The 26,367-nt window shown below is 58.8% G+C and carries 20 protein-coding genes and 2 tRNA genes; 16 read left to right on the forward strand and 6 right to left on the reverse strand.

Annotation, left to right across the window (positions count from 1 at the left end):
- Window positions 1-234: 234 nt before the first annotated feature.
- Genes R2940_13590 through R2940_13605 form a run of 4 tightly spaced genes read right to left on the reverse strand, consistent with a single transcriptional unit; the run spans window position 235 to window position 5,708 of the window.
- Window positions 235-2,043, reverse strand: a complete 1,809-nt coding sequence (locus R2940_13590; GenBank protein MEZ4600816.1) for an SAM-dependent methyltransferase — start codon at window positions 2,041-2,043, stop codon at window positions 235-237.
- Complete coding sequence (locus R2940_13595) at window positions 2,040-2,807, reverse strand: hypothetical protein (GenBank protein MEZ4600817.1); 768 nt, start codon at window positions 2,805-2,807, stop codon at window positions 2,040-2,042. The genes R2940_13590 and R2940_13595 overlap by 4 nt, the downstream gene beginning before the upstream one ends.
- On the reverse strand, window positions 2,800-3,672 hold the full coding sequence (gene ccsA / locus R2940_13600) for a cytochrome c biogenesis protein CcsA (GenBank protein MEZ4600818.1): 873 nt from the start codon (window positions 3,670-3,672) through the stop codon (window positions 2,800-2,802). Before ccsA ends, R2940_13595 begins: the two co-directional genes overlap by 8 nt.
- A 41-nt stretch (window positions 3,673-3,713) precedes the next feature.
- Window positions 3,714-5,708, reverse strand: coding sequence for a TonB-dependent receptor (locus tag R2940_13605; GenBank protein MEZ4600819.1), 1,995 nt, complete (start codon window positions 5,706-5,708; stop codon window positions 3,714-3,716).
- Between the two features lie 672 nt (window positions 5,709-6,380).
- Here R2940_13605 and R2940_13610 point away from each other — a divergent pair.
- A complete protein-coding gene (locus R2940_13610; GenBank protein MEZ4600820.1) occupies window positions 6,381-6,758 on the forward strand; it encodes a hypothetical protein in 378 nt (125 codons plus the stop codon).
- Window positions 6,759-6,824: 66 nt separating this feature from the next.
- On the opposite strand, the gene fusA is transcribed toward R2940_13610, so the two are convergent.
- The gene (gene fusA / locus R2940_13615; protein MEZ4600821.1) at window positions 6,825-8,897 is read right to left on the reverse strand and encodes an elongation factor G; all 2,073 of its coding nucleotides are present in this window, start codon (window positions 8,895-8,897) and stop codon (window positions 6,825-6,827) included.
- A 67-nt stretch (window positions 8,898-8,964) separates the two neighbouring features.
- Window positions 8,965-9,774, reverse strand: coding sequence for a GPMC system MBL fold metallohydrolase (locus R2940_13620; GenBank protein ID MEZ4600822.1), 810 nt, complete (start codon window positions 9,772-9,774; stop codon window positions 8,965-8,967).
- A 300-nt stretch (window positions 9,775-10,074) separates the two neighbouring features.
- Here R2940_13620 and R2940_13625 point away from each other — a divergent pair, with 300 nt between their 5' ends.
- The 15 genes from R2940_13625 to nuoI all read left to right on the forward strand — a co-directional run bounded on the left by R2940_13625 (window position 10,075) and on the right by nuoI (window position 26,367).
- Window positions 10,075-11,571, forward strand: coding sequence for a leucyl aminopeptidase (locus R2940_13625; GenBank protein MEZ4600823.1), 1,497 nt, complete (start codon window positions 10,075-10,077; stop codon window positions 11,569-11,571).
- A 334-nt stretch (window positions 11,572-11,905) separates the two neighbouring features.
- Window positions 11,906-12,106 carry a cold-shock protein gene (locus tag R2940_13630; GenBank protein ID MEZ4600824.1) on the forward strand — a complete coding sequence of 67 codons (201 nt, stop codon included), beginning with the start codon at window positions 11,906-11,908 and terminating at the stop codon, window positions 12,104-12,106.
- Window positions 12,107-12,322: 216 nt separating this feature from the next.
- On the forward strand, window positions 12,323-13,906 hold the full coding sequence (serA, locus tag R2940_13635; GenBank protein ID MEZ4600825.1) for a phosphoglycerate dehydrogenase: 1,584 nt from the start codon (window positions 12,323-12,325) through the stop codon (window positions 13,904-13,906).
- 185 nt (window positions 13,907-14,091) lie between these two features.
- A complete protein-coding gene (locus R2940_13640; GenBank protein MEZ4600826.1) occupies window positions 14,092-15,381 on the forward strand; it encodes an ATP phosphoribosyltransferase regulatory subunit in 1,290 nt (429 codons plus the stop codon).
- 27 nt (window positions 15,382-15,408) lie between these two features.
- A complete protein-coding gene (locus R2940_13645) occupies window positions 15,409-16,704 on the forward strand; it encodes an adenylosuccinate synthase (GenBank protein MEZ4600827.1) in 1,296 nt (431 codons plus the stop codon).
- A 138-nt stretch (window positions 16,705-16,842) separates the two neighbouring features.
- Window positions 16,843-16,918: transfer RNA gene (locus R2940_13650), tRNA-Lys, on the forward strand.
- Between the two features lie 5 nt (window positions 16,919-16,923).
- Window positions 16,924-17,001 (forward strand) — tRNA-Glu (locus R2940_13655).
- A gap of 83 nt (window positions 17,002-17,084) precedes the next feature.
- Window positions 17,085-17,537 carry a ribonuclease HI gene (gene rnhA, locus R2940_13660; GenBank protein MEZ4600828.1) on the forward strand — a complete coding sequence of 151 codons (453 nt, stop codon included), beginning with the start codon at window positions 17,085-17,087 and terminating at the stop codon, window positions 17,535-17,537.
- 206 nt (window positions 17,538-17,743) lie between these two features.
- Window positions 17,744-18,181: an NADH-quinone oxidoreductase subunit A gene (locus tag R2940_13665; protein MEZ4600829.1), complete on the forward strand. Its 438-nt coding sequence runs from the start codon at window positions 17,744-17,746 to the stop codon at window positions 18,179-18,181.
- On the forward strand, window positions 18,178-20,556 hold the full coding sequence (locus R2940_13670; protein MEZ4600830.1) for an NADH-quinone oxidoreductase subunit B/C/D: 2,379 nt from the start codon (window positions 18,178-18,180) through the stop codon (window positions 20,554-20,556). The genes R2940_13665 and R2940_13670 overlap by 4 nt, the downstream gene beginning before the upstream one ends.
- Window position 20,557: 1 nt before the next feature.
- Complete coding sequence (nuoE, locus tag R2940_13675; protein ID MEZ4600831.1) at window positions 20,558-21,046, forward strand: NADH-quinone oxidoreductase subunit NuoE; 489 nt, start codon at window positions 20,558-20,560, stop codon at window positions 21,044-21,046.
- On the forward strand, window positions 21,043-22,308 hold the full coding sequence (gene nuoF / locus R2940_13680) for an NADH-quinone oxidoreductase subunit NuoF (protein ID MEZ4600832.1): 1,266 nt from the start codon (window positions 21,043-21,045) through the stop codon (window positions 22,306-22,308). The genes nuoE and nuoF overlap by 4 nt, the downstream gene beginning before the upstream one ends.
- A gap of 143 nt (window positions 22,309-22,451) precedes the next feature.
- Entirely contained in the window at window positions 22,452-24,842 is a 2,391-nt protein-coding gene (gene nuoG / locus R2940_13685; GenBank protein ID MEZ4600833.1) for an NADH-quinone oxidoreductase subunit NuoG, read from the forward strand.
- Entirely contained in the window at window positions 24,839-25,840 is a 1,002-nt protein-coding gene (nuoH, locus tag R2940_13690) for an NADH-quinone oxidoreductase subunit NuoH (GenBank protein ID MEZ4600834.1), read from the forward strand. The genes nuoG and nuoH overlap by 4 nt, the downstream gene beginning before the upstream one ends.
- Window positions 25,837-26,367, forward strand: coding sequence for an NADH-quinone oxidoreductase subunit NuoI (gene nuoI, locus R2940_13695; GenBank protein MEZ4600835.1), 531 nt, complete (start codon window positions 25,837-25,839; stop codon window positions 26,365-26,367). Before nuoH ends, nuoI begins: the two co-directional genes overlap by 4 nt.

A 26,367-nucleotide genomic window follows, 5' to 3' on the forward strand; every position in this document is an offset into this window, starting at 1 on the left:
TCCCGATTTCGATTTCGATTTCGATTTCGATTTCGAATAGGATTTTTAGCCTTTATAAATTTTCAACTAGCAACACATGCTGACTAGGGGCAGGAGGGATCCTTCTGCCAGGATCCTGCCCCCGACCCCGACCCCGATACCGATTCGGTTGAGGAACAAAAAAAGAGGCAGGGTCCGCAGCCGCATGCCAGATACGAATCGACCCTGCCCCTTGTCCGTGCTGTATTCAAAAAACTAATGGCATTCCCCGAACCGCACATTCAACCGGGGCCCCATGTAGATCAGGCCGAGGAACTTCTCCGGATCGGCCTGCAGTTTCCCCGCCGCCTCTTTCAGGGTGGTGCGCACCAGGCGCTCGTCCTTGGCGATGCCGGCACTGTAGACCAGGTTCACGGGAGTATCGGCCGGATAATGCCGGTCAAAAAGAGCCTGCAGGTCCTGGAACTCCTTCAGCCCCATGAAAATGGCCAGGGTATCTCCGCTTTTGGCCACCGACGCAAGTAGATCCGGATTTTTCTTCAGGCCGCTGGGGACCGTAATGACGATGGAGCCCCCGGCCCCGACATCCCGCTGGATCATGGCATTGCCGGCGTTGAAGGCGCTGAGGGCGGTAACGCTTTCGAGCTGATCGTCATCGAAGAAGGCCCGGATCCAGCGGGTGCTGCCGTAGATCATCGGATCGCCCCAGTCAAGAAAGGCAACGTTCCGGCCTTTGGCAAGAGCCTCCCGAATCTTGGCCACGTTGGAGTCCCGTTCTTCGATCAGGCGTTTCTCCAGCTCATCCTGGGAAAGATCCGGATGATCCATTCGGTAGACGTGCTTGATCATTTTCAAAGGATCGAACAGTACGGGCTTGCCGCCGAGGTAGGGAGCGAAGCGTTTCTGGATATCCTCCGGCGCCACCAGCACATCGGCCCTGGCCAGGGCGCCGATCGCTTCCAGGGTGATCAGATCGGTGTCGCCGGGGCCGACCCCGATCACGCTGATCTTCGGCGTCGGTTTCAGGTCGATCACCTCGATGCGATCCACTGCCAGCACATCCCGGTCGTCCACCAGTTCCTCGGGCACGATGATGCGCCACTTGCCGCCTCGCTGCCCCTCGAGGGGTTTGCCGTTGTCGCTTTCCGCCAGCATGATCCGCTTTCCGGCGAAGGACTGGTACAACTCGCCAAAGGAGAACAGGGCCCGGTAGCCATCCGGCGCGGAAATCATCACAACCTTGGTCAGCTCGTCCCCCACGCCGGCCTTTTCCAGCACCTTGACGAGAGAGACGCCTTTGTAGCTGTGCAGGCCGTGATAACCCATGTGCACGCCGACCACCTTCTTCATCATGTCCATGCTCGGGAAACCCTTCAGGCTGGACAGCCTGAGTTCCTTCTTGACTGCGCCGGTCACCACAAATCCATCCGAATGGAGCTTCGCCGACCGGTCCACCTTGAGGTCGGGATAGAGATCGATCACCTCGATGCGGGTGATCCCCTCCAGACAGCGATCCGTATAGAAATCGCCCTTGACCAGCAGTTTGGGCATGATGGCCGGCCGTTCCGCCTGAATCAGCGATTTCTGGTAGATCTCAGGACCGTGGCAGCCCGCGCAACGGGCCTCGGCCATCATCGGTTTGATCGGCGTGGCGGCAAAGGCGACGCTATACTCGGTGGCATTGCTGTAATAGATTTCTCCCCAGGACAGCACCACCTGCCGGCCGGACCGGTCGGTGACCCGGATGGCCAGGTCGATCTCCTTTTCGAAAGGCTGGGCCTGCTTTTTGATTTCGGCCATATCGAGAAGGGTGCGCAGGGGAACCGCCTGATGCAGGTAAACGCCGTGGAAGCTCCCGTCCCGGGCCACTTCGTTCAGCTTGATTTCCATCGACTGAAAACGGGACAAGTCCTCGACGGTCAAATTCAAGGGATGCTTGACCTCTCCGGTGATGGTCAGGGCCGGGGAGGAAGAGGACGGGGGAACATCCATGGCCAGGACAGGGCCGGCAGACAGCAGCCAAACCGCGGCGAGACCGAGCAATAGAACCGACTTTCTCATCATTTGCTGTGTCCTCCATTGCGAATCTTGTTGATCTGGGGAAAATACCAGAGCATCAACAGGCACAGAACGGTATTGCCCAACAGGATCAGCATCAGACCGGGATCCCGTTTGACGACAATTTCAAGCGGCGGCAGGGCATCCGTTCCGGGCTTACCGGCCCTCCCCAGATGCAGGTTGTAGCCTTCCCAGAAAACCGGCTCGAGAATGGAAATTTCCCGCTGCTCGACGCTTTCGCCCTTTTTCAGCTGCAGGATCGCCGTGGCTCGGCGCAGAGCCCCCTGCAGCTGAGGTTCCTGCCAGAAGTCGAAGCGACGATCCAGCAGGGTAATTTCCCGGTCGTCCAACGTAACGGCCTCACCAACCTCCGCCCGCAGGCGCTGTTTGCTGCCGGCAAATTCGGTCAGCGCATGGCCGCCAATGATGAACAGAAAACAGAAATGCATGATCGACGGCGCCATCAGCAGGGAGAATATGCTTCTCCGGTGATGATTGCGCCGGCGCCAGAGAAAATTTATCCGCTCAAGGGTGCAGGCCAGGGTATTTGCGCCGAGTAGGAAGAGCAGGAAAAAGAGTGTGAACAGCCACCAGCTGTGGATGTCCGCATGGTCCAGCATCCATTCCGGAAAAAGCCGATGATTGAGCCGGCCGAACACCGGCATGAATTTAGCGTAGAAGCTGCCGACAAAAAGATTGACGGTGAGCAGAACCAGCAGCCACAGGGTCAGACGGATTCCGGCCAGAAATTTCCAGAGACGATCAATCATTGCCTTCCTCCACCAGTTCAGAGTTCCGGCAGGCGTTGGGTACCGCCCCATGGGGCACAACGCCGTGCACCTGCTCCTGGGCGGTGACATGGGCCGAACCCCTGCCGGACCCTTTGGCCGGATTGAGAACGGTCAGATGAGCCGCCACCTGCAGGGCATAGGCCACCACCAGGACAATCACCCCTCCGCCAAAAGCCCAGCGAGCCTTGTTGCGAATATCGAAGGAACGATCGAAATGAGTGTGAAGGTATCCGCAATACAGGCACCAGATGGCCGCCGACTGAAGATGGCGCTCTCCCCAGTGGAAAGGGCCGCCCCAGCCAAGGTAGCTCCATACGGCGCCGACGACCTGGGCCAGGCTGTAAAAAATGAAGCCCCAGATGGCCAACTGATCGAACAGCATATCACCGTTGCGCAGACGCAACTGGCGCCAGGCAAACCAGCCGCCAGCCAGGAAAAGAGCGATGGCCGCCACCTCGAGCAGGAAGAACATCGGCGACGACCAGGTGGCGGTGAAAGGACCCGGCGGAGGAATATCCACCGGCAGGGCCAGGGTGATCAGGATCGACAGGGCGGTCAGCCAGCTCAAGGACGCACCCTCCTGCCGCCGTCCCTTCAGCCAGAGCAGCAGTCCCAGCAGAGCCAGACACCAGGGCAGAAACAGCGCCCCGTTGAACACCCCGTCGAGGGAAAACATCCCCCAGCGCCAGCAACGAAGGATCTGGCTGACGGTGTGCAGGGCGAAACCGCCGGCCAGCAGCCAGAGCGAGACTGTGATTCGCCGAAAAAGATAAAAGAGAAGGCTGCCGACGTAAACGCCGGCAGCCGCATTGAATAACATAGAGGAGGCAGTTTGCAGGGTCATGCTACAAGCCCTCGCGGTGGAAAGAAGTTTCTACATTACATCTAATACGTGAAGTTCAGGCCGGCCAGGAAGTTGCGGCCGGGAGCCAGATGCTCCGATTCATGGTAGAACTTGTCGGTAATATTCTGCACTTCAATAAAAACTCGTCCTTGGACATTATAGAGACTGCCCAAAATCTGTTCTGCTCGGGCATTGAGCAAAAAATAATCGGGTCCTCTCTTCCAATTGCCGTCAAAGTCTTCGTAATACTGTCTCTGGGTGTAGGATGCCTGCATTGCGGTGGTCAGACCGAATGGGAAGCGGTAACGAAGGTCGATATTGGCCCGATGCCGTGGCCGGGCCTCCAGTTCGTTCCCGGTATCCTTATTTTTCGTAGACAGGTAAGTGTAGTTGAAGCCTGCCCAGAAGTTATCTGTGATATCCACACCCAGCGTTGCTTCAACCCCTTGAGTTCGCGCCTCGCCGATATTGACGTAGATTCTATCCCTTGTGCCCGGAATGGTGATACGCTCAATCAAGTCTTCAATATCATTGTAAAAATAGGCCAGCGTGCCAGTGATATTATCGGAAAAGACTTGGGTCACACCAATTTCATAGGCAATCGTTTTTTGAGGATCGAGGTCCGGATTGCCACCGGCAACTGAACTGTAGAGTTCCTGGAGATGCGGAAAACGTGTCTTTTTTCCAACAGAACCATGCAGCTGCGTATTTTCGCTTACATCAACAACCACGCCCATCTGGGGATTGAAAACGTCGATGCTTGACGGCACATCTCCATCATTGGGGTTGCGCGGATCATCGGCTTTTCGTGGATCATAATAGTCGTAGCTGGCTCCAACCGTAATAGCGAACCAATCAAGAGGGCGAATTTCATCCTCGACACCTATCGAATAGGTATCGGATTCAAATTCTCCTGCATCGACCCAACCACCTCCGGAGAGCGGCACTTCGGTTTGTTCGCAATTATCCCGAACGAAGGAAAGACCGACCTTGAGGAAGCTCCACTTTCCAAAGTCCATAAAAGATTGGACATCGCCGCCAACTGAGTAGTTATCGTAAGCAGACTTTAGAAAGAAATGCCTTGTTCCTGTAAAAGCCAAGTCAGTATCTTCAATCGTATCATCATGATCAACGTAAAAGACACGTGATTTCAAGCGCAGCCACTCGGCAATCTGCACTTGTCCGACCAGGTTGATATTGTATTGTTCCCAGTCAGTGAATGTCCAAACCCTGTCAGGTATACCTTTCACATTATTTTGGTAATCAAAAGTAAGATAAAGACTCGTATTTTTGGCCGGGTCCCAACCGACTTTCGTATTGAAGGTACGTTTTATATAGGCACTGTCATCCCTCTTTCCTCCGTCCTCCAAAAAATTATTTTCGCCATAGAACTTGGCATCCGGCTCGAAATCATCCGAGAGGCGATAACCGTCGGAATCACGGTAGCTGTAACCCAGCCAAAAATTAAAATCGTCAATCGGAGCACCGACACTTACGCTGTATTCCTGAGTGTTATAATCCCCCCAAGCAGCGGTGGCAGAAGCAGAAGGTTTGCTCCCAGCTTTTTTGGTAATGATATTGATTACACCACCTAAGGTATTAGGGCCGTATAGCACTGAAGAAGCGCCTTTTGTCACGGTGATTTTAGCTATAAAGTCGGTTGGTATTTGGGACAGGTCCAATGTCCGGAAATATTGTTCATATACGGGTACGCCGTCTATAAGCAGCTTGACATCACTTTGGTCGAAACCCCGGATATTAACAAAAGATTGGTCCTTGCCTCCCATCGCGACATAAAGCCCCGGCAAAAGGGTGAGTGCCTCGGCCACCGTTTGGGCACCGCGCTGCTTGATGTCCTCCGCTGTTACTTCATTGACGGTAGTTGCCAGATTAACCACCTGGTCCTCACCGCTAACAATGACTTCGCCCAGAGAGAAAACCTCTCCGTTAACATCCTCCGCCGCGTAGCATGGTCCTGCAAGCATTAGTACCAACAGCCATGTCCAGGCTGCCACTTTCAGCCTCTTTTTTTCCATTAATGCCTCCTCCAATGGAATTGGAATACCTCACAGGTCTCCGGGTCCAATAAAAAGGGCACCAGCGGGTCTAACCCTGCCGGCGCCCATTGCGCACCTAAAGGTTGACTCCAAACGGCATTCCATTTCGTGGGGGCGGACCTGACCGACCAACTCTCGAAAGAACAATCGGACCGCAATAACCCATTTCCAATGACGTCATGTGGATAAACGGTGGGGAAAAGGGAATCCGATTCGCCTGTCTCGACACAATTGATATGAAAGGCTCTTCCAACTCCTCGAAATGCTCAGGTTCCGGTGCCTGATAAATGCCTGGACGGAGCAGATTTTCGCTGTTTCGCTGCGATGGATCAAACGAGAAAGAAAACAAGGTTTTAGATGTGAACAGTCGCTATGTATCAGAATACATATCGGAGAACAAGTAAAATATTTTTAACCGGCCCCACTTCTTGTTAAATCAGACAAATGCATGGTCGTAACCAGGCAGAAAGTTATTGCTGTTTCTGCTATTATTAATAACCATCATTCCCGAGGCGGTTTTTGATCGAGAATCCAGAGCAAAAGTCCTGAAATCAGGGATACGAAAACCTCCTCGGGCATGGAGAATCGATTTGCGGCTGGATCGTTACCTATATGCCTTTCTTTGTCTGCGCTTTCAAAAACGGAGAAAACATGAAAAGGTTCTGTGTTCCGTTTCTTTTGCCGGTTCTTCTTTTTACCCTGGTTGCCACCGGATGCTCAACCTCCCGCCTCTCCAACCAGGAACTGCTGACAACGGACTATACCGACATGACGGACCAGGAATTGGTGGAATATTACCGGCAGCTGGATGACCGGATCGCAGGACGGGAGTCCGGTGGAGGCGGACTGGGTTTCGGACTGGGACTTGGATTTGGTTTCGGATTCGACGGCGGGGCCGTCGGATTGGGAGCCAGCAAGGGGGTCGGCGGAGAGACGCCGGTGGAAGCCCTGCAGATAAAACGGAACGATGTGCGACTGGAGCTGGCCCGCCGTGGCCTGGAACCCCTGCCCACCGATGAGGGACCGTAGGGGAGGCCCCATGTATCCGCCCTGGTTTTAAGCCTCTGAACGAGCTACGAGCCACGAGCAACCAGGTTATGCCAACCCGAATTTTTTCAATATTTCCAAAGGCGCCTGGTCGTAATAGGCGAATTCCATTGTGAAGGTGCCCCGGCCCTTGGTGGCGCTGCGCAGCTCGGTCATGTAGTCGAACATTTCGGACAGGGGAACTTTGGCGCGGATGGTTTCCATACCGGCCCGGCTCTGCATCCCCTCCACCCGTCCGCGCTTCTGCTGAATCGAACCGAGGGCCTTGCCCGCATATTCCGTCGGCACGAACAGCTCCAGGGCCATGATCGGCTCAAGCAGGATCGGCTTCCCCTGGCGTGCGGCCAGGCTCAGTCCTCGCTGTGCGGCGGCCAGCAGACCTACCTCGGTGGTCAACCCTGTCTCGTAAGGCAGCTCCGTAACGCGAACTTCGAGATCGGTGAGAGGATATCCCGCCTGGACACCGGCCGCACAGGATTGATAAAGGCTGTTCTCCAGATGCTTGCGCCACTCTTGCGGCAGGGATTTTTCCCCTTCGGACGGCAGAACGACCCGCAGCCCTTCCCCCTGCTTGAGCGGCTGCAGCTTCAAGAGCACCTCCCCATGCTGAACTTTTCCTTCCGCTTCCCGATTGAAGATCTCACGATGTTCAATCGCCTGCTGAATGGTTTCCCGGTAAACGACCTGGGGCCGCCCGGTCTTCACCTCCACGCCGAACTCCCGCAGCAGACGTTCGACAATGATATCCAGATGCAGCTGTCCCATGCCGGTGAGAATGGTTTGCCCGGTCCCGGAGTCCTCGCGAACCCGAAAGGTCGGATCCTCCCACTGCAGCTTTTCCAAAGCCGGCAGCAGCTTCTCCCGGTCGTCGATCCTTTTGGCCTCCACCGCCAGGGAGACCACCGGCTCCGGCACCGTCAGCCCTTCCAGGACCAGTGGCTGATCTTCACGGCAGAGGGTGTCGCCGGTGAGAGCATGCTTCAGTCCCACCGCCGCGGCGATATCCCCCGCCCTTGCCAGTTCGATTTTCTCCCGCTTATGGGCATGCATGCGGAACAGTCGCGCGATCTTCTCCGGCATCTGCCGGGTGCCGTTGAACAGTGTATCCCCGGCATGCAGCGTTCCGGAATAGACCCGAAGGTAGGTCAGCTTCCGGCCCTCGTCGGAAAGCACCTTGAAGGCCAGGGCACACAAAGGCCCTTTGGGATCGCAAGGCAGGACCAGATCGTCCTTCCCGTCAGGCCCGGCATGAGCCCTTACCGGCGGGGTTTCCAGGGGTGAGGGGAGAAAGGTACCGACGGCATCGAGCAGCGGCTGGATCCCCTTGTTGCGCAGGGCCGTCCCGAGAAACACCGGGAAAAGGCGGCATTCCAGCACCCCGCGCCGCAGGGCGGCTGAAAGCCGGTCCCCCTCGATAAATCGGCCTTCCAGAAAATCCGTTAGGATGCCGTCGTCGAAATCCGCGGCGGCTTCAATGATTTTTTCCCGCGCGATGCGAACTTCATCCCGGTACCGGCCATCAAGGGGGGAGGAATGCACGGACGCTCCCTGATCCTCCTCGTTGAAGGTCAGGATGACCTCCCGCAGCAGGTCGACGACCCCCGAAAACCCACCTTCCTCCCCGACCGGCAGCTGCATCAGCACCGGCCTGGCCTGAAATCGGTCGGCAATCTGCTTCAGCACCTCCCGGTAGTCGGCGCCGATGCGGTCCATCTTGTTGATCAGACAGATGCGCGGCACCCGGTAACGATCGGCCTGGCGCCAGACCGACTCGCTCTGGGACTGAACCCCCTCCACGGCGCTGAAAATGACCACCGCCCCGTCGAGAACCCGCAGGGAACGCTCCACCTCGATAGTGAAGTCGATATGGCCGGGAGTGTCGATGAGATTGATCGACCAGTTGTGCCAGCGGCAGGTTGTGGTGGTGGCGGTAATGGTGATGCCCCGCTCCTGTTCCTGTTCCATCCAGTCCATGATCGCCGCACCGTCGTGAACCTCGCCGATCTTGTGGCTTCGACCGGTATAGAACAGAATGCGCTCCGAAACAGTGGTTTTTCCCGCATCGATATGGGAAATAATGCCGAAGTTGCGGATCGCTTCAAGAGACGGGGAAGATTCCATGACTCCTCTCAAGTGGCTGGAGATTAATCATACAAGGATTGGCACACCTTGCAAGCGGCTGAAACATTTATGGAATTTGATTACGGCTTTCCTGCGGGACTGGCATTCGAAACTGCTGTCCGTCATAGGCCAGCTCCACCCCTTTCGGCAGGGAAGCACCATCCCGCCGGTGTTCGACCTCGTGGTTGATATGGGTCAGCACTGTGCGCCGAGCTCCCAGTACAGCGGCTATTTCGATCGCTTCCGGAATGCTGAAATGGGTGGGATGTGAGCGGAAGCGCAAACCGTCGATGACCAGCACGTCCAGTCCCCGCAAGAGCGCCAGCGACCCGTCAGGGATACCGTTGCAATCGGTCAGGTAGGCAAAGGTGCCAATGCGATAACCGCAAGACTCCTGCTCCTCTCCGTGCCGCAGCGGAACGGGCTGTATCGGCAGTCCGCAGAGCATGAATTCACCGCCGATCTCCCAGGGAATGAGCTGGGGGCGGAATCCGGGTTTGACCGCACCGCTGAAGATATAGCGGAAATTGCTCCGGATCACGGCCATGGTCGCCGGCGTGCCGAAAATCGGAATCGCCGCTCGGGAGACCATGTTGAAAGCGCGCAGGTCGTCGATGCCGTGGATATGATCGGCATGAGCGTGGGTGTAGAGTACGGCATCGACATGATCGAGCTTTGCCCGCAGGGCCTGCTGCCGAAAATCGGTGGAGGTGTCGATGACGATCTGCCGGCCGTTACAGGTGATCAGGGCGCTGCAGCGGGTGCGGTGATTTTTGCGGAAGGAGGAGCGGCAGACCTCGCAATCGCAGCCGAGCATCGGCACCCCGGTACTTGTACCGGACCCGAGAAGGGTGACCTGAAATGCCCTTGCCGCCATGAAAATCCTTTCCTGTTCCGATCCTCGCCGCAACCGCAATTGCCAGTGGCGAAAAATTTAGCCCGATTAAGTGATTTAAGGTATCATTATTATTACATATAATTCAATAGCGGGAGTCGGCGGGATCCGTCGGGATTCTTTTTCAAAGATTTGCCTTATCGTAAAAATCCAAATCGGGATCGGGATGGGCCTTTGATCTTGAATGTTAAGTTGAATCCTAAAACCCGATACCGATACCGATACCGATACCGATACCGATACCGATTTAAATCAAAAAACCCATTTTAAGAAAGGACTTCCATGGATATCCGAGTCAAATCCGGCCATGCCCTGAAACAGAAAACCTCCTGTCTGGTCATGTGTCTTCCCGAGGGCAAGCTGCATCCCTTGGCCAAGGAAGCGGACCAGGCCCTGGGGGGTTTGATCACCGGCGCTGTGAAAAGCCGTGAATTTTCCGGCAAGCGGCGCCAGACCCTGCTTCTGCATACGCGCGGGCTCCCCTGCGAACGCCTTTTGCTGGTCGGTCTGGGAAAAACCAGGGAAGCGGAAGGGGAGGTGCTCCGTTCGGCAGCTGCCACCGCGGCCCGATTCCTGGCAGAGAGGAGCATTACCGATTGCGCGTTCCTCCTCCCGGAAGAGTTGTTCCCGGAACCTGCCCTCAAGGAAAACGCTCAAACCGTCGTCGAGGGGATCCTTCTCGCCTCCTACCGTTTTGAACGCTATCGGACCGACAAGGACCAGAACTCCACGCCAGCGTTGATGTCTCTGCTGCTGCTGGTGTCGCAAAAAAACTCCCTGCCTGCTGCCGAAGCCGGGATTCGGGAGGCGCAGCATCTTTGCAGTGGAGTTCATCTGGCCAGGGATCTGGTCAATGAGCCCGGCAACGTCAAATCTCCGGAATACCTGGCCGATCAGGCTCGCAATCTGGCACAGGAACATGGGCTGGTCTGCACCATACTGGACAAACAGGAGATGGAAACAGAAGGCATGGGCGCCCTGCTCGGCGTGGCTCAGGGGAGCGTTCGGGAACCGCGCCTGATTGTCCTGCAGTATCGGGGAGGCACGGAAGATGCCCAACCGATCGCCCTTGTCGGCAAGGGGGTCGTCTTCGACTCCGGCGGCATCTCCCTCAAACCCGGCGAAAAGATGGACCAGATGAAAATGGACATGGCCGGAGCCGCGGCAGTTCTGGGCACCTTCCGTGCCGCCGCCCTGCTCAGGCTGCCTGTCAACCTGGTCGGGGTGATCCCCGCTGTGGAAAACATGCCCTCGGGCACGGCCATTCGTCCCGGCGACATCCTGACCTCTCTTTCCGGTCGGACCATCGAAGTGCTTAACACCGATGCCGAAGGCCGGTTGATCCTGGCCGACGCCCTGACCTATGTGGAACGGTTCCAGCCCCGTGTCGTCATCGACCTCGCCACCCTCACCGGCGCCTGTATCATCGCACTTGGTCACCATGCCACCGCCGTTCTCGGCAATCATCCGGGGCTGATCCGCCAGTTGATGCGCTGCGGCGAGCTGACCGGGGAAAAGCTCTGGCAGCTGCCCCTGTGGGACGAATATGCGGAACAGATCAAGAGCGACATCGCCGACGTCAAGAACATCGGCGGCCGGCCCGCCGGAACCATCACCGCAGCTGCCTTTCTGCACAAGTTCGCCGCAAACTTCCGCTGGGCCCATCTCGACATCGCCGGCACCGCCTGGGAAGAAAACGGCGGCGGTTACCGTCCGAAGGGGGCAACCGGCGTCGGCGTCCGGCTCCTGGTGCAGTATCTGAAACAATGCGGCCTGTAGGGGCGATTCATGGGACGGGCAATTGGGGCCGGACAGTGCGTTTTCGAAAAAATTCTAAGGCGGGAGATTGCATGCCCGGCAACTTGTGCTATAGGTCAATACGATTATTGGTTTTTTCCAAGGTCGCCGGACCACCCGATCCGACGGCTTAGGGACCTTCAGGACAGGGTGTCCGAACCCCGATCATTCATGAAGCCGGCTGCCGCAACTTGAGGTGAACCCGCTGTTGCCGTTCCTCCCTTCCCCGACGCAACCCTGGATCCTTGTCGGACAACTTCATGAACGACCGGGGCAACTTTTCCCCCGCTCAGGTTGAAAAAGGAGTAAAAAAGTTATGGCACAAGGTACGGTCAAGTGGTTTAACGATGCCAAGGGTTATGGATTTATTGCTCAGGACAACGGCCCTGATGTTTTCGTCCATTTTTCATCCATAACCGGCGATGGTTTCAAGTCCCTGACAGAAGGACAGCGGGTCACCTTCGAGGTCACCCAGGGTCAGAAAGGCCCCCAGGCCGCCAATGTGAACAAGCTTTGAATACCGGCTCTTTTCCCGGCCCTTCCAATCGCCATGGCTCCGCAGACCCCTGCGGAGCCTTTTCAGTTTCCGTCCGGTCCCCTCTATATGCCAATAACCACGGGCGAAACGGAACTTCAAGTTCTTGACATCCTGGGTCCCTGTTGCTAACTTAAGTGGTTGCTTCGGCCTTCCTTCCTTTTCGCATTGGCAGGCCTAACCCGTTCCGGGCTGGAAATGAAAGTACTGGTGTCCGATATCTTTTCCACCGAAGGTCTCGCGGTCTTTGAAAATGCCACGGGAATAGAGTTGCTGTACCGTCCCGGAATCTCACCCGCGGAACTGCTCAACGCGGTGACCGATGTCGAGGCCCTGGTGGTGCGCAGCGGCACTCACGTCTCCGCGGAAGTCCTCGAGGCCGCCCGCAATCTTAAAGTCATTGGCCGGGCAGGAATCGGTATCGAGAACATGGATCTGGAAGTGGCCAACCGCAAGGGCGTGGTGATCATGAACACCCCCTTCGGCAGCTCCACTACCGCCGCCGAGCACACGATCGCCATGCTCCTGGCTCTGAGCCGTCAGATCCCGGAGGCCCACCGGGCCATCAAGAACGGCAATTGGGACAAGGACCGTTATCTTGGTGTCGAAATCAGCGGCAAGACTCTCGGCATCATCGGCTCCGGCAGGATTGGAAAACTGGTTGCCGAGCGGGCCCTCGGCCTGAAGATGCGGGTTATCGTCTGCGATCCCTATCTGGCCGACGACATGATCCGGAAAATCGGCGCTGAACCGGTGGACTTCAACCGTTTACTGGCCGAGGCCGACTTCATCAGTCTCCACGTGCCGGTGACGCCGGAAACCATCGACATCATCGGGGAGGAGGCACTGGCCCGGGTTAAGCCCGGGTGCCGGATCATCAATTGCGCCGCAGGCGGTCTGATCGATGAAGAGGCCCTGGCTCATGCCATCAGCGATGGGCGGGTTGCCGGCGCGGCCCTGGACGCTTTTCGCAAGGAGCCTCCGTCGAAGGGGAATCCCCTTCTGGCTCTCGACAAGGTCGTCTGCACACCGCACCTGCGCGCTGCCACGGTGGATGCTCAGGTCAATGTCACGGTTCAGGTGGCCAGGCAGATCGTCGACTTCCTGCAGAAAGGGATCGTGGTCAACGCAATCAACATGCCCTCGATCAGTTCCGACCTGCTGACAAAGATCGGGCCGTACGTCGACCTCGCTGAACGTCTGGGGACCTTTCAGACCCTGCGAGGCTTCAAAGGCATGAAGAGCGTAACCATAGAATTTGCCGGCAGCATCACCGATTATCCGACCCGGCCACTGACCTTCGCCCTGCTCAAAGGGTTGTTGACCCCGATCCTTGGACCGGTCGTCAATTACGTCAATGCTCCGCATCTGGCTCGCGAACGGGGCATCAGGGTCATCGAGAGAAGCTGCGTAACTTCGAACGAATTCAGCAACGTCATCAACCTCAGCGTCAGCAGCGACGAGGGGGAAAGTTCGGTCAGCGGCGCGCTATTCGGCGAAAACGACTGCCGCATTGTCCGCGTTGACGGCCACCACGTCGAGGCCGAACCCTGCGGCCACATTCTGGTACTGCATAACGAAGACCGGCCCGGAGTGATCGGCTTTATCGGTCAGGTGCTCGGTCAGGCAGGCATCAATATCGCCATGATGAACCTGTCCCGGCACAAGATCAACGGCCGGGCGATTTCGCTGCTGACCGTGGACAGCAAGATCCCCGAGAGTGTGCTGGAGCAGCTGCGCGCCTACCCGCACATCACTTCCGCCGTGCAGGTAACCCTATAGTCAAGCGGAAACCCGTTTCGAAACAACCCGCAAATAAGTTCGTCTATTCGCGATTTGGGGTCGCCATGCACGAGTGGCTCGTTCGGTGATCCATGATGTCAAGTTTCGAAAAGCTGGATTCCCGAAAACAGGACCTTCGGGAATGGCATTGAGCCAGAGTAGCGAACGAAAAAGGATTGCATATAGTGACTATCACCCTGCCGAATGTGTCGGAAGCCATGCTTCCCAAGGGAGTCAAGGATTTCCTTCCGGCAAAGGCCGCCAAAATCGAATATCTGCAGCAGACGCTCCAGGAAGTGTTCCGGCGCTGGGCTTTTCGGCCGATCATCCCCCCTTCCCTGGAATACCTCCACGTTCTGGAAAGGGGGCTGGGGGAAGGTTTGCGGGAAAAGACCTTCCGTTTCGACGATCGTCAGGACGGTCAGCTGATCGCTTTTTCACCGGACATCACGCCTCAGGTGGCCCGTATTGTGGCAACACGGATGAACCAGGCCCCCCTGCCGCTGCGCCTCTCCTACAACGGCCAGGTTCTGCGCCATACGGAGCTGCAGGCGGGAAAGGACCGGGAAATTTTTCAGGCGGGCGTGGAACTGATCGGCCTTGGAGGACCCGAGGCCGATGCCGAAATGATCGCCATGGCGGTCGAGTGCCTGCAGGCCCTGGGAGCTGAAGAATTCACCATCGACATCGGCCAGGTCGAGTTCTTCCGCGGGGTCATGGCCGACCTTCCCCTGTCGCCGGAGCACTTCCGCCTGGTGCAGAGCGCCATCGCCAGCAAGGACAGCTCCGGCCTGCAGGAACTGCTGGAGGGTGCAGCCCTCACCGAGCAGGCCCGCCGCGAAGTGATGGCCCTGCCACGCCTGTTCGGGGGCCGGGAGGTACTCGACCGGGCCGAGAAGGTCGTTGCCAACGAACGGTCCCGACGCGCCCTCAAAAACCTCAGGCAGGTGCTGCAGACACTGGAGGTTTACGGGGTGGAAAAACATGTCACTTTCGATCTGGGCGAACTGCGCGGCCTCGATTATCACACCGGCATCACTTTTCAAGGCTTTCTCAGCGGACTGGGTCGAGGGGTCTGCTCCGGAGGCCGCTACGACAACCTCACTTCCCGCTACGGCCTGCCGGCACCAGCCACCGGCTTCGCCTTCAACCTGCTCAACCTGCTGAGCGCTTTCGACCGGGAGCTGGACAAAACCGCCCTGCAGTTCAGCGACGTCCTGATTATCCAGTCAGGACAGGACAAACAGCCTGCCCAGTTAGCCGCCAGAGCCCTGCGCGGTAAAGGCTACTCCGCAGCCCGGGATATCATCATCCGCGACCTTGAAGCGAGCATCGCTTATGCTCAGAAAATGAATTACCGCTTCGTGATGGTCATCGGCGAACAGAACCAGGCGGTCAGGCTGATCCGCCTGGCCGACGGCCACGAGCGCCAGATCGAATACCCGTCGGTGCTTGAGGCGGATTTCCGCCTGTAAAATTCCGACCAGGAGAGAATAACAACTATGGCAAATGTTGTAATTGTCGGCGCCCAGTGGGGCGACGAAGGAAAAGGCAAAGTCGTCGACATCTACACGGAATACGCCGACGAGGTGGTCCGTTTTCAGGGGGGCAACAATGCCGGTCACACCCTGGTGGTCGGCAGCGAGAAAACCGTACTGCACCTGATCCCCTCGGGAATCCTGCATGAAGGCAAACGCTGCCTGATCGGCAATGGCGTGGTCATCGACCCCAAAGTCTTCCTGCAGGAGATCGAACAGCTTAAAAAACGTGGCTATCTGAAAGATGACCGGCAACTGATCATCGACGGCAACGCCCATGTCATCATGCCCTATCACAAAGCCATCGACATCGCCCGCGAAAGCAGGTCCGGCGCCAGCAAGATCGGCACCACCGGCCGGGGGATCGGTCCGACCTATGAGGACAAGGTGGGGAGGCGCGGCATCCGCATCGCCGACCTGATCAAACCCGATACCTTTGCCCGGAAAGTGAAAGAAATGCTGCCGGAGAAAAACTTCCTTCTCGAGCATTATCTCAACGATAAACCGCTCGACGAAGAAGCGATTATCCAGGAGTACGAGGCCTATGGGAGGGAACTCGCCAAGTATGTGGACAACACTTCATTGCTGATCAACCGCAGCATGGCCGCCGGGTGCAACGTGCTTTTCGAGGGGGCCCAGGGCAGCCTGCTCGATATCGACCACGGCACCTATCCTTATGTCACCTCTTCCTCGACGGTCGCCGGCGGCGCCTGCATCGGCACCGGAGTCGGGCCCCGCTTTCTGGACGAAGTCATCGGCATTGCCAAGGCTTATGTCACCCGCGTTGGCGAAGGCCCTTTCCCGACCGAACTGACCGATGAAATGGGCGACAAGCTGCGCCGGGAAGGGCATGAATTCGGGTCCACCACGGGCCGCCCCCGCCGCACCGGCTGGTTCGATGCCGTCGCTTTGCGGGACGCGGTGCGGGCCAGCGGCATGACCGGACTGGCGATTACCAAGATGGATGTCCTCAACGACCTGGAGACCATCAAGATCTGTACGGCCTATGCCTATCGGGGCGACCTGCTGGAGGAGTTTCCGAAGGAACTCGACACCCTGAAGGAATGCACTCCCGTTTTCGAGGAAATGCCCGGCTGGCAATGCGACATCACGGAAGCGCGCACCTACGAGGAACTGCCCGAGCGGGCGCGGGCCTATCTGCGGAAGCTGGAGGAGGTGACCGGCTGCCCGGTGATTCTGGTTTCCGTCGGCCCTCGCCGGGATCAGACCATTCAGCTGCGGAATCCGTTTCAGAAGTAAAGGCGGGAAAAGGTCGGGAACCTTGAAAATGTTTGATTTTCAGGTATTTTGTTAATTATTCCCAACCCTCGGAAAAAATAAAAAAAGGGGTTGACTCTTTTTGGCCGATTCAGTATAAAGGCATTCCGTTGTGAGCGAGAGCCGCTAGCTCAGTAGGTAGAGCATCTGACTTTTAATCAGATGGTCGTTGGTTCGATCCCAACGCGGCTCACCAGTTAAGTCCCTATCGTCTAGCCCGGCCCAGGACACCGGCCTTTCACGCCGGCGACGGGGGTTCGAATCCCCCTGGGGACGCCAACAACAACACAGCCCCATTACCCCCCAGGTGATGGGGCTGTTTCCGTTTGACCGCCCGCTTTTTTCATCCGGCGAAGCTGACCATGGCGACCGACCACAAGATAGTGGAAATCTTCAGCGACGGAGCCTGTTCCGGCAACCCGGGACCGGGAGGCTACGGCACCCTCCTGCGCTGGGACGGTCATGTCAAGGAACTCTCCGGCTTCGATCCCGAAACCACCAACAACCGCATGGAACTGATGGGGGTCATCGCCGGACTCGAAGCCCTCAAGCGCCCCTGCCGGGTTCATCTCACCACCGACTCCCAATACGTCAAGAAGGGCATCACCGAATGGATTTTCGGCTGGATCCGAAAGGGCTGGAAAAACTCCAATCGGCAGGATGTCGCTAACCGCGATCTCTGGGAAAGACTGCTCGAACTGACCCGCCGGCACCAGGTGGAATGGCACTGGGTCAGAGGCCATGCCGGTCACCCGGAGAACGAACGTTGCGACGAACTGGCCCGCTCCGCCATAGCCGTCGGGCGAAAAGATTAAAACCCGCAAGTTGCCTCCTGGACAGCGATATCTAGCTGTTTCGATTGATTTTGCAGGTTGGACATCCCCTCAAACTGTGTTATTCTTAGGCCGGATTTTACTGATCGGGTAAAGACAGGTTTGGCCTTGCAACCTCCCGACTGTCTCGATGGCCGCCTGAAGTTCCGTTGCCACGGTTTTGCTATCTTTATTTCATGAGCGCCCCCATGCCCCTGGATGGTTCCTCCATATCCTCATCCGGCCTGGCCCCCTCCATCGAGGGCCTGATCTCCCTCGGCCTTTATGCCGGGATGGCCCTTGCCCTGATCGTCTTTCTACTTCTAGCCTGCCGCCTGCTCGGTCGCAAAACAGTCTCTCCTCTTAAAGGAGCGGCCTACGAATCCGGTGTCGCCGGCAGCGGTCCGGCCTACCCGAGACAACCCGCACCATTCTACCTTGTGGCGATTTTCTTCATCATCTTCGATATCGAAGTCGTTTTCGTCGCCTCCTGGGCCGTCGCCTACGACCTGCTGGGCTGGAACGGCTTTTTCCAGATCCTGTTTTTCATCGTTGTTCTCTTTCTCGGCCTGGTCTACCTGTGGAGCCGGGGCGGACTGGATTGGGGCCCCCGACGCCGCCATGACGAGGTAAAACAACAACCATGAACAACGAACTGCCGCCCAACATCATCCTCACCACTCTGGACGACGCCATCAACTGGGGCCGCAAGAACAGCCTCTGGCCGATGTTTTTCGGCCTTTCCTGCTGTTTTGTCGAAATGATGACCAGCATGACCCCTCTCTTCGACCTGGCCCGTTTCGGTGCCGAGGTCCTGCGCGGATCGCCCCGCGAGGCTGACCTGATGATCATCGCCGGTACCCCCTTCAAGAAGATGGGACCGGCCATCCTGCGCCTCTATGAACAGATGGCGAATCCCAAATGGGTCATTTCCATGGGCAGCTGCAGCAACTCCGGCGGCATGTACGACGTCTACAGCGTCATTCAGGGCGTGAACCAGATTTTGCCGGTGGACGTCTACATCCCCGGCTGTCCCCCCCGGCCGGAAGCCTTCATCCAGGGCATTCAGCTGCTGCAGGAGAAGATCGCCCGGGAGGAGCGCCCGGCCCGCCCGGTGCTCGGCCTAAAGGGAGGCAGCGAGGGAACCGAAGTGCCCATTCTGGTCGACGGCGTCAGCAAAAGCCGCGATCCCCGGGGGCCCGGATACGGCAATGCCCCGCTCCGCGGCACTTCGCTGCAGCATCCGCTTTTCTGGAAGAACCGCTCCGGAGACATGTGGCGGCCAACCCAGCCCAGGGTCACCTTCCCCGCCGGAACCGAAACCCTCGAGCAGCAGCTGAGCGTCCGTTTTGCCGAAAGTGCCCGCAAGGACGAAACGGCGGCGGACATGCCGACCTGGATCGTGAGCAAGGACAAGGCCTCGGACCTCCTACGGTTTTTGAAACAGGAGGCTCCCAACCGCTATCGCCGCCTGGAAGACCTGACGGCCGTCGACGAGAGCCTGCGGGCGGATCACGACTATACCCTGGTTTACCATCTGCTCTCCTTTGACGAACCCGGCTATCTGAGGATCAAGGTCCCCCTGACCGGACAGGACCCGGAAACACCTTCCATAACCGAGCTCTGGCCATCGGCCAACTGGTACGAGCGGGAAGTCTTCGACATGTTCGGCATCCGCTTTGCCGGTCATCCCGACCTGCGGCGCATCCTCATGCCGGACAACTGGCAGGGGCACCCCCTGCGCAAGGACCACCCCTACCGCGGCACGGAAATGCCGCCCTATACCCGGGACACCGCCGACAGCCTGCCGATGCGACCCGTCGACCAGTTTTTCCGGGATCGCCCGCAGGCCGGGGACGCGGAAACCATGCTGCTCAATCTCGGTCCGCAGCACACCGGCACCCATGGTGTACTGCGGATGATTCTGAAGCTCGATGGCGAAGAACTGGTCGATGTGGACGCCGATATCGGCTATCACCATCGGGCGGCCGAAAAAATGGGCGAGCGGCAAAGCTGGCATCAGTACATCCCCTACACCGACCGTGTCGATTACCTGTCGGGCGTTCTCAACAACCTGGCCTACCTGCACAGCGTCGAAACCCTGTGCGGGGTCGAAGTTCCGCCCCGGGCCCGCTATATCCGCATCATGCTGTGCGAGCTGTTCCGCATCGCCAACCATCTCGTCTGGCTCGGCACCTATGCCCACGACATCGGTGCCATGACTCCGGTCTTCTACTGTTTCGAGCTCCGCGAGCGGATTCTGAACATTATTGAACTGGTGACCGGCGGACGCATGCACCCCGCCTGGTTCCGCATCGGCGGTCTGCCCAACGACCTTCCCGAGGGGTGGAAACAACCTGTCGATGCCTTTACCGCGAGTTTCGATCAGCGCATCGCCGAATTCGAGCGGCTGCTCACGGACGGGCCCATCTTCCGGGCCCGCACGGAAGGGGTCGGGACCGTGACCCTGGAGCAGGCCATCGACTGGGGCTTCTCCGGACCCAATCTGCGGGGCTGCGGGCTTGCCTGGGATCTGCGCAAAACCATGCCCTACGGCGGATACGAGGAGTTCGACTTCAAGGTCGCGACAGCCACCGGCGGCGATTGTTTTGCCCGGTATCTGGTCCGGATGGAAGAACTGCGGCAGAGCCTGAGCATCGTCCGCCAGGCTGCAGCCCACATGCCGCCGGGCCGCTGGATGGTGGATGACTACCGTTATTCCTATCCGCAGCGGGAGGACGGACTGAACGATATCGAAAGCCTTATCCATCACTTCGTCAACGTCACCCGCGGGCCGTCTCCTCCGGTGGGAGAATGCTACCGGGCCATTGAATCGAGCAAGGGCGAGTGCGGGTATTACGCCATCAGCGACGGCAAAACGGTGCCGTACCGGATGCGTATTCGCACCCCCTCCTTCCCTCACATCCAGGCAGTCTCATGGATGAGCCGGGGAGGCCTGGTCGCCGACCTGATCACCATACTCGGTTCCGTGGATTTTGTTCTTTCCGATGTGGATCGCTGAGATGCCGACACTGCTGCCTCCAGAAGAAATGGCCGACCTGCGACAGCGGATCGACGCCGCCCATGCCCCGCGGGAAATGATCGTCGACGTCCTGCTGGCAATCCAGGCGCGCCACCGCTGGGTCTCCGACGAAGGGGTCGAGCTGGCCGCTCGGCTACTCGGTCTTTCGCCCCTGCAGGTGGACGAGGTCGCCACCTTTTACGATAAGATCTATCGCCGCCCGGTGGGGCGGAAGGTCATTCATGTCTGCGATTCCATCTGCTGCTGGAGTCGCGGCAGCGAAGAGGTCTACCGGTACCTGCAGCAGCGACTCGACATCGCTCCGGGAGAAACCACGGAAGACGGCGTGTTTACGCTCCTTCCGACCTGCTGCCTGGGCGCTTGCGATTTGGCCCCGGCCATGCGCATCGAAAACCGCCTCTATGGCGACCTGACTCCCGAAAAGATCGACCAGATTCTGGTCAGGGAGCGGCAGGAGGCAGGACGATGACCCAGCTTCTGTTCAAGAACCGCCAACCCGGAACAACCGTTTTCCTCGAAGGCTACCGGAAAACCGGCGGCTACGAAGGACTGAAAAAAGCCCTCGGCGAAATGACCCCGGAGGAGGTTCGCGATCTGGTCAAGTCCAGTGGTCTGCGCGGCCGCGGCGGCGCCGGTTTCGCCACGGGTGTGAAATGGTCCCTCTTTCCGGCAGATGCCACCGGTGAGAAATACCTGGTCTGCAACGGCGATGAAATGGAGCCGGGGACCTTCAAGGACCGGGCCCTGCTGGAATCGGACCCCCACCAGCTGGTGGAGGGGATGACCATCTCCGCCTACGCCCTCAACATCCCCACCGGCTACATCTTCGTGCGCTATGCCTACGACAAGGGGCGGGCCAATCTGGAAAGGGCCATCGCCGAAGCCAGGGAAGCGGGACTGCTGGGTCGCAATATCCTGGGGACAGACTTCTGTTTTGACCTGTTCGTTCACGGCAGCGCCGGCCGCTACATCTGCGGCGAGGAGACGGCTCTGCTCAACGGTCTGGAGGGGAAGAGGCCCAACCCCCGCTCCAAACCGCCCTTTCCGGCCGTCAAGGGGCTTTTCGCAAAACCGACCAATGTGAACAATGTCGAAACCCTGTGCAACATCCAGCACATCGTCACAGGGGGAGCGGAATGGTTTTCGGATCTGGCCCTGACCAAAGAGGGTGCCGGGACCAAGCTGTTCTGCCTGTCCGGACACCTCAACCGCCCCGGCTGTTTCGAACTGCCCCTGGGCACCCCTCTTGGCGAGCTGGTCGAAAAGTACGGCGAAGGGGTCCGGGGAGGCCTCGGTTTCAAGGCATGCCTGCCCGGAGGGGCTTCCACCCCCTACCTGACGGCGGAGCATTTCGACACACCCATGGATTATGTTCCGCTGGAAGCGGTGAAAACCCGCCTCGGCACGGGCGGCCTGGTGGTGTTCGACGATCGCACCTGCATGGTCCGGGCGACCCTCAATCTGCAGCGATTCTTCGCCCGGGAGAGCTGCGGCTGGTGCACCCCCTGCCGTGACGGCCTGCCGATGGTCTGCTGGCTGCTGGAAAGGATCGAGATGGGCGAAGGAACCGCGGAGGATGTGGACATGCTGCGCGGACTGCTGAAAAACATCAACGGCCGCTCCTTCTGCGCCCTGGCACTCGGCGCCATGGGACCGGTGGACGGCCTGCTGCGTCATTTCGAACAGGAAGTGGTCGATCACATCAAGCTGGGGCGCTGCCCGCTGGGATAGGTGTGCACCGTTTTTTCGTACTCGTACTTGTACGCGTGCCCGGCTTTTCGTCGTACCGTGCGAGTACGGCAGGCAAAAACCGGGAAGAATCTCGAATGATCCTTCCAGCCTGAACAGATGGCAATGAAAGGAAATCGGCCGCCATGCCGACGTTGATTATCGACAACCAGAGCATCACCGTCCCGGAGGGGACCAACGTCCTCGAGGCAGCCAAGCGGCTGGGCATCGTCATTCCCCACTTCTGCTACCACGAAGCGCTCGGGTCGGTGGGGGCATGCCGGCTCTGTGCGATGAACTTTGTGGACGGGCCGATCAAGGGGATCCAGATGTCCTGCATGGTCCCGGCCAAGGACGGCATGGTCGTGTCCACCCTCGAACCTCAGGTGGTGGAATACCGGGCCCAGGTGATCGAGTGGCTGATGCTCAACCACCCCCACGACTGCCCGGTCTGCGACGAAGGGGGGGAATGCCAGCTCCAGGACATGACCATTGCCGGCGGCCACAGTATCCGCCGCTATACCGGCAAGAAGAAAACCTACATGAACCAGGATCTCGGTCCCTTCGTCTATCAGGAGATGAACCGCTGCATCCAATGCTACCGGTGTGTCCGCACCTATCAGGATTACTGCGGCGGCACCGATTTCGGCGTGATGGGGGTCAACCAGCGCCTCTTCTTCGGGCGATTTCGGGAGGGTCCGCTGGAAAGTCCCTTTGCCGGCAACATCACCGATGTCTGCCCTACCGGGGTTTTTACCAGCAAGCCGTTCCGCTTCACCTCCCGCTATTGGGATCTGGAGCAGGCACCCTCCGTCTGTCCCCACTGTTCCCTGGGCTGTGCCGTGATCCCCGGCGCCCGATATCGAGAACTGCAGCGGGTCAAAGCTGGAGTCAACAGGGTAGTCAACGGCTTTTTCATCTGCGATCGGGGCCGCTACGGGTACGGCTACGTCAATCTCCCGGACCGACCGCGCTATCCGCGCATTGACGGCGATACCGTGACCTGGGAAACCGCACTGGACACCCTGGGCACCCGTCTCGCCAATCTGATCGGTCGGCACGGCTCGTCGGCAGTGGCCCTGGTCGGTTCCGGCCGGGCCAGTCTGGAAGCCAATTACCTGCTTCGGGAGTGGAGCGAGCAGCTCGGCGCCCCCGCCCCCGCCTACAGTGTGCATCCGCCAAGGGACCGGGCGGCCCGGGCAGTAGCCGCCCAGGGTGACCGCCTCAATGCCAGCCTGGCCGATGTCCGCTCCGCCGATCTGATCGTGGTCATCGGCAGCGATCCTTTGAATGAAGGACCGGCCCTCGCCCTGGCCCTGAGGCAGGCGGTGCGCAGCGGCGGACGGGTCGTGATTTACGATCCGCGGCCGGTCGAGTTGCCCTGTGCAGCAGAGCATCATCCCTGCCCTCCGGAAAAGCTCCCGGACCTGATTTCCGCTCTTTCCGAAACGGCATCCTCCGAAAGCTCCGATGAGGCCTTCGGAAAACTGGTTCAGGCTCTTCGTGAGGCGAAAAAACCGGTTCTCGCCGGGGGGGCGGATCTTCTTGGTGATAAAGGCCTGAATCTCCTGTTCTCAGCTGCCGAAAAACTCTCCTCTGAGGAGCGGCCGTGCCGGGTTTTCCCCCTGCTGGCTGAAGCCAACAGTTACGGCGCCGCACTGTTGGCTGGGCAGGCTGCGACCTTCGACCAGGTCCTCTCCGGCATCGAGGAGGGACAGATTAAGGCCCTGATCTGTCTCGAAACCGATCCTCTCGATGCCTGTCCCGATCCGCGGAGGGCCAGCCGGGCCCTTTCCGGCCTGGAGATGCTGGCCGTGTTCGATCATCTGCCGACAACCAGCGTGCGCAAAGCCGACCTGTTCCTGCCGACAACGGCCATCCAGGAAGGCAGCGGCACACTGATCAACAACGAAGGGCGCATGCTGCGCTTCGACCAGGTCTTTTCTCCGGGGCAGCCGATTCGGCAGTCGGGCGGGGGCAGCCATCCTCCCCGCATCTTCGCTGCGGCCACACCCGGCAGTCTGCCGCGTCCCGCCTGGAGTCTTCTGGCCGACCTGATCGGCATGCCCGGTGACCTGGACGCTCTGCAGGGCAAAATCGCCGCCAGCGACCCGCGCCTGAAAGGGCTGGCCGGACTGAAAGCCGGGGAGGAAGGGCTGCGGGTCGAAACCGAAAAATCGATCCCCGGGGAAATGACTTTTCACAAGCAGACCGCTCCCGAGGGGTGGCGGCTGCTTTCCTGCCAGAATCTGTACGGCAGTGAACCTCTTGGCCGCCTGTCTCCGGCGCTGGCGCCAGTTCTGCCCGAGCTTTGGGCCTGGATCTCCCTGAAGGATGCCCGGCAACTGCAGCTTGCCGAGGGAGATTCCGTTCGCCTGACCGTTATGGGCCAGGAGTTTCAGGTGCCGGTAAGAGTTTCCGGAGATATGGCCGAAAAAATGATTATCGTGCCTCACCTGCCCGGCACGAGCCTCGAAGTCTTCCACCCCGGTACAGGTTTGGTCCCCTGCCAGGTGGAGAAAGCGAGTTCGCGATGAGCGATGTCCTGATAACCTGGCTGCTGGTCCTGGTCAAACTGGGTCTGATTCTGGTAGTGGTCCTGACCATGGCGGCCTACCTGGTGCTGGCGGAGCGCAAGATTCTGGCCCGCATTCAGCGTCGCTACGGTCCCAACCGGGTCGGCTTCGGCGGCATGCTGCAGCCCCTGGCCGATCTGATCAAGCTGTTGACCAAAGAGGATTTTACGCCGGACCAGGCCGACAAAAGGCTTTTCCGGATAGCGCCGGCCGTGGTCGTGGCAACGGCCCTTTTAACCTTTGCCGTGGTGCCCTTCGCCCCGCCCGTCACCCTTTTCCGGCGCGAAATCCCGCTGGTGATCTGCGATCTGAACATCGGTATTCTCTACTTCCTGGGCCTTTCCTCCCTGGCGGTTTACGGGGTGGCTCTGGGCGGCTGGGCATCCAATTCAAAGTACTCTCTGCTGGGGTCGATCAGGTCCATGTCGCAGATGATCTCCTATGAACTGGCCATGGGTCTGGCCATCGTGCCGGTGGTCCTTTCGGCCCGGTCCTTTTCCCTGACCGAGATCGTCCTGGCGCAAAAGACACTGCCCTTCGCAGTGACAAACCCCATCGCTTTCCTGATCTTTTTCATCAGTGTCGGGGCAGAAGCCAAACGGATCCCCTTCGACCTGCCGGAAGCGGAAAACGAACTGGTGTCCGGCTATCACACCGAATACTCGGGCATGCGTTTCGGGCTGTTCTTCGTCGGCGAATACCTCAATATGATCGTTCTCGGCGCCATCATCACGGTGCTGTTCCTCGGAGGCTGGCATGGGCCTTTCCTCTGGCCGATCGTCTGGTTCGTCATCAAGGTTCTGGCCGTGGCCTTTGTCTTTATCTGGATCCGCGGCACCCTGCCTCGACTGCGTTACGATCAGCTCATGGCCTTCGGCTGGAAATTCCTGATTCCGCTGGCCCTGCTCAACGTGGTGATCACAGGCGGGCTGCGCCTCTGGCTGGGAGGAGCAAAATGACACTCTGGCGAGACATCAAGGGCACCGTGCAGCCTTTCTGGGTGACCTTGCGCTATCTGTTCAAACGGCCGATCACCATCCAGTATCCGGAACAGAAACGGCCGCCTTCGCCGCGGTCGCGGGCCCGCATGGTGCTGACGCGGGACCCGGACGGCGAGGAACGTTGTGTGGCCTGTTATCTGTGCAGTGCGGCCTGCCCGGTCGACTGCATCTCCATGCAGTCGGCCGAGCGGGAAGACGGCCGCCGCTATGCTGCCTGGTTCCGCATCAACTTTGCCCGCTGCATTTTCTGCGGCCTCTGCGCCGAGGCCTGTCCGACCCTGGCCATCCAGATGAGTCCCGAATTCGAATTCTGCGATAGAGATCCCCTGAAAATGGTTTACGAAAAGGAGGATCTGCTGATCGATCACGGCGGCAAGAATCAGGAGTATAATTACTACCGGCATGCCGGCATCGGGGTGGTCAATCCCCGGGGGGGCAACCAGGACGAAAGGCCGCCGGTGGATATCAAGACCAACCTGCCCTGA

Source organism: Syntrophotaleaceae bacterium (assembly GCA_041390365.1).
Lineage (GTDB): Bacteria > Desulfobacterota > Desulfuromonadia > Desulfuromonadales > Syntrophotaleaceae > JAWKQB01.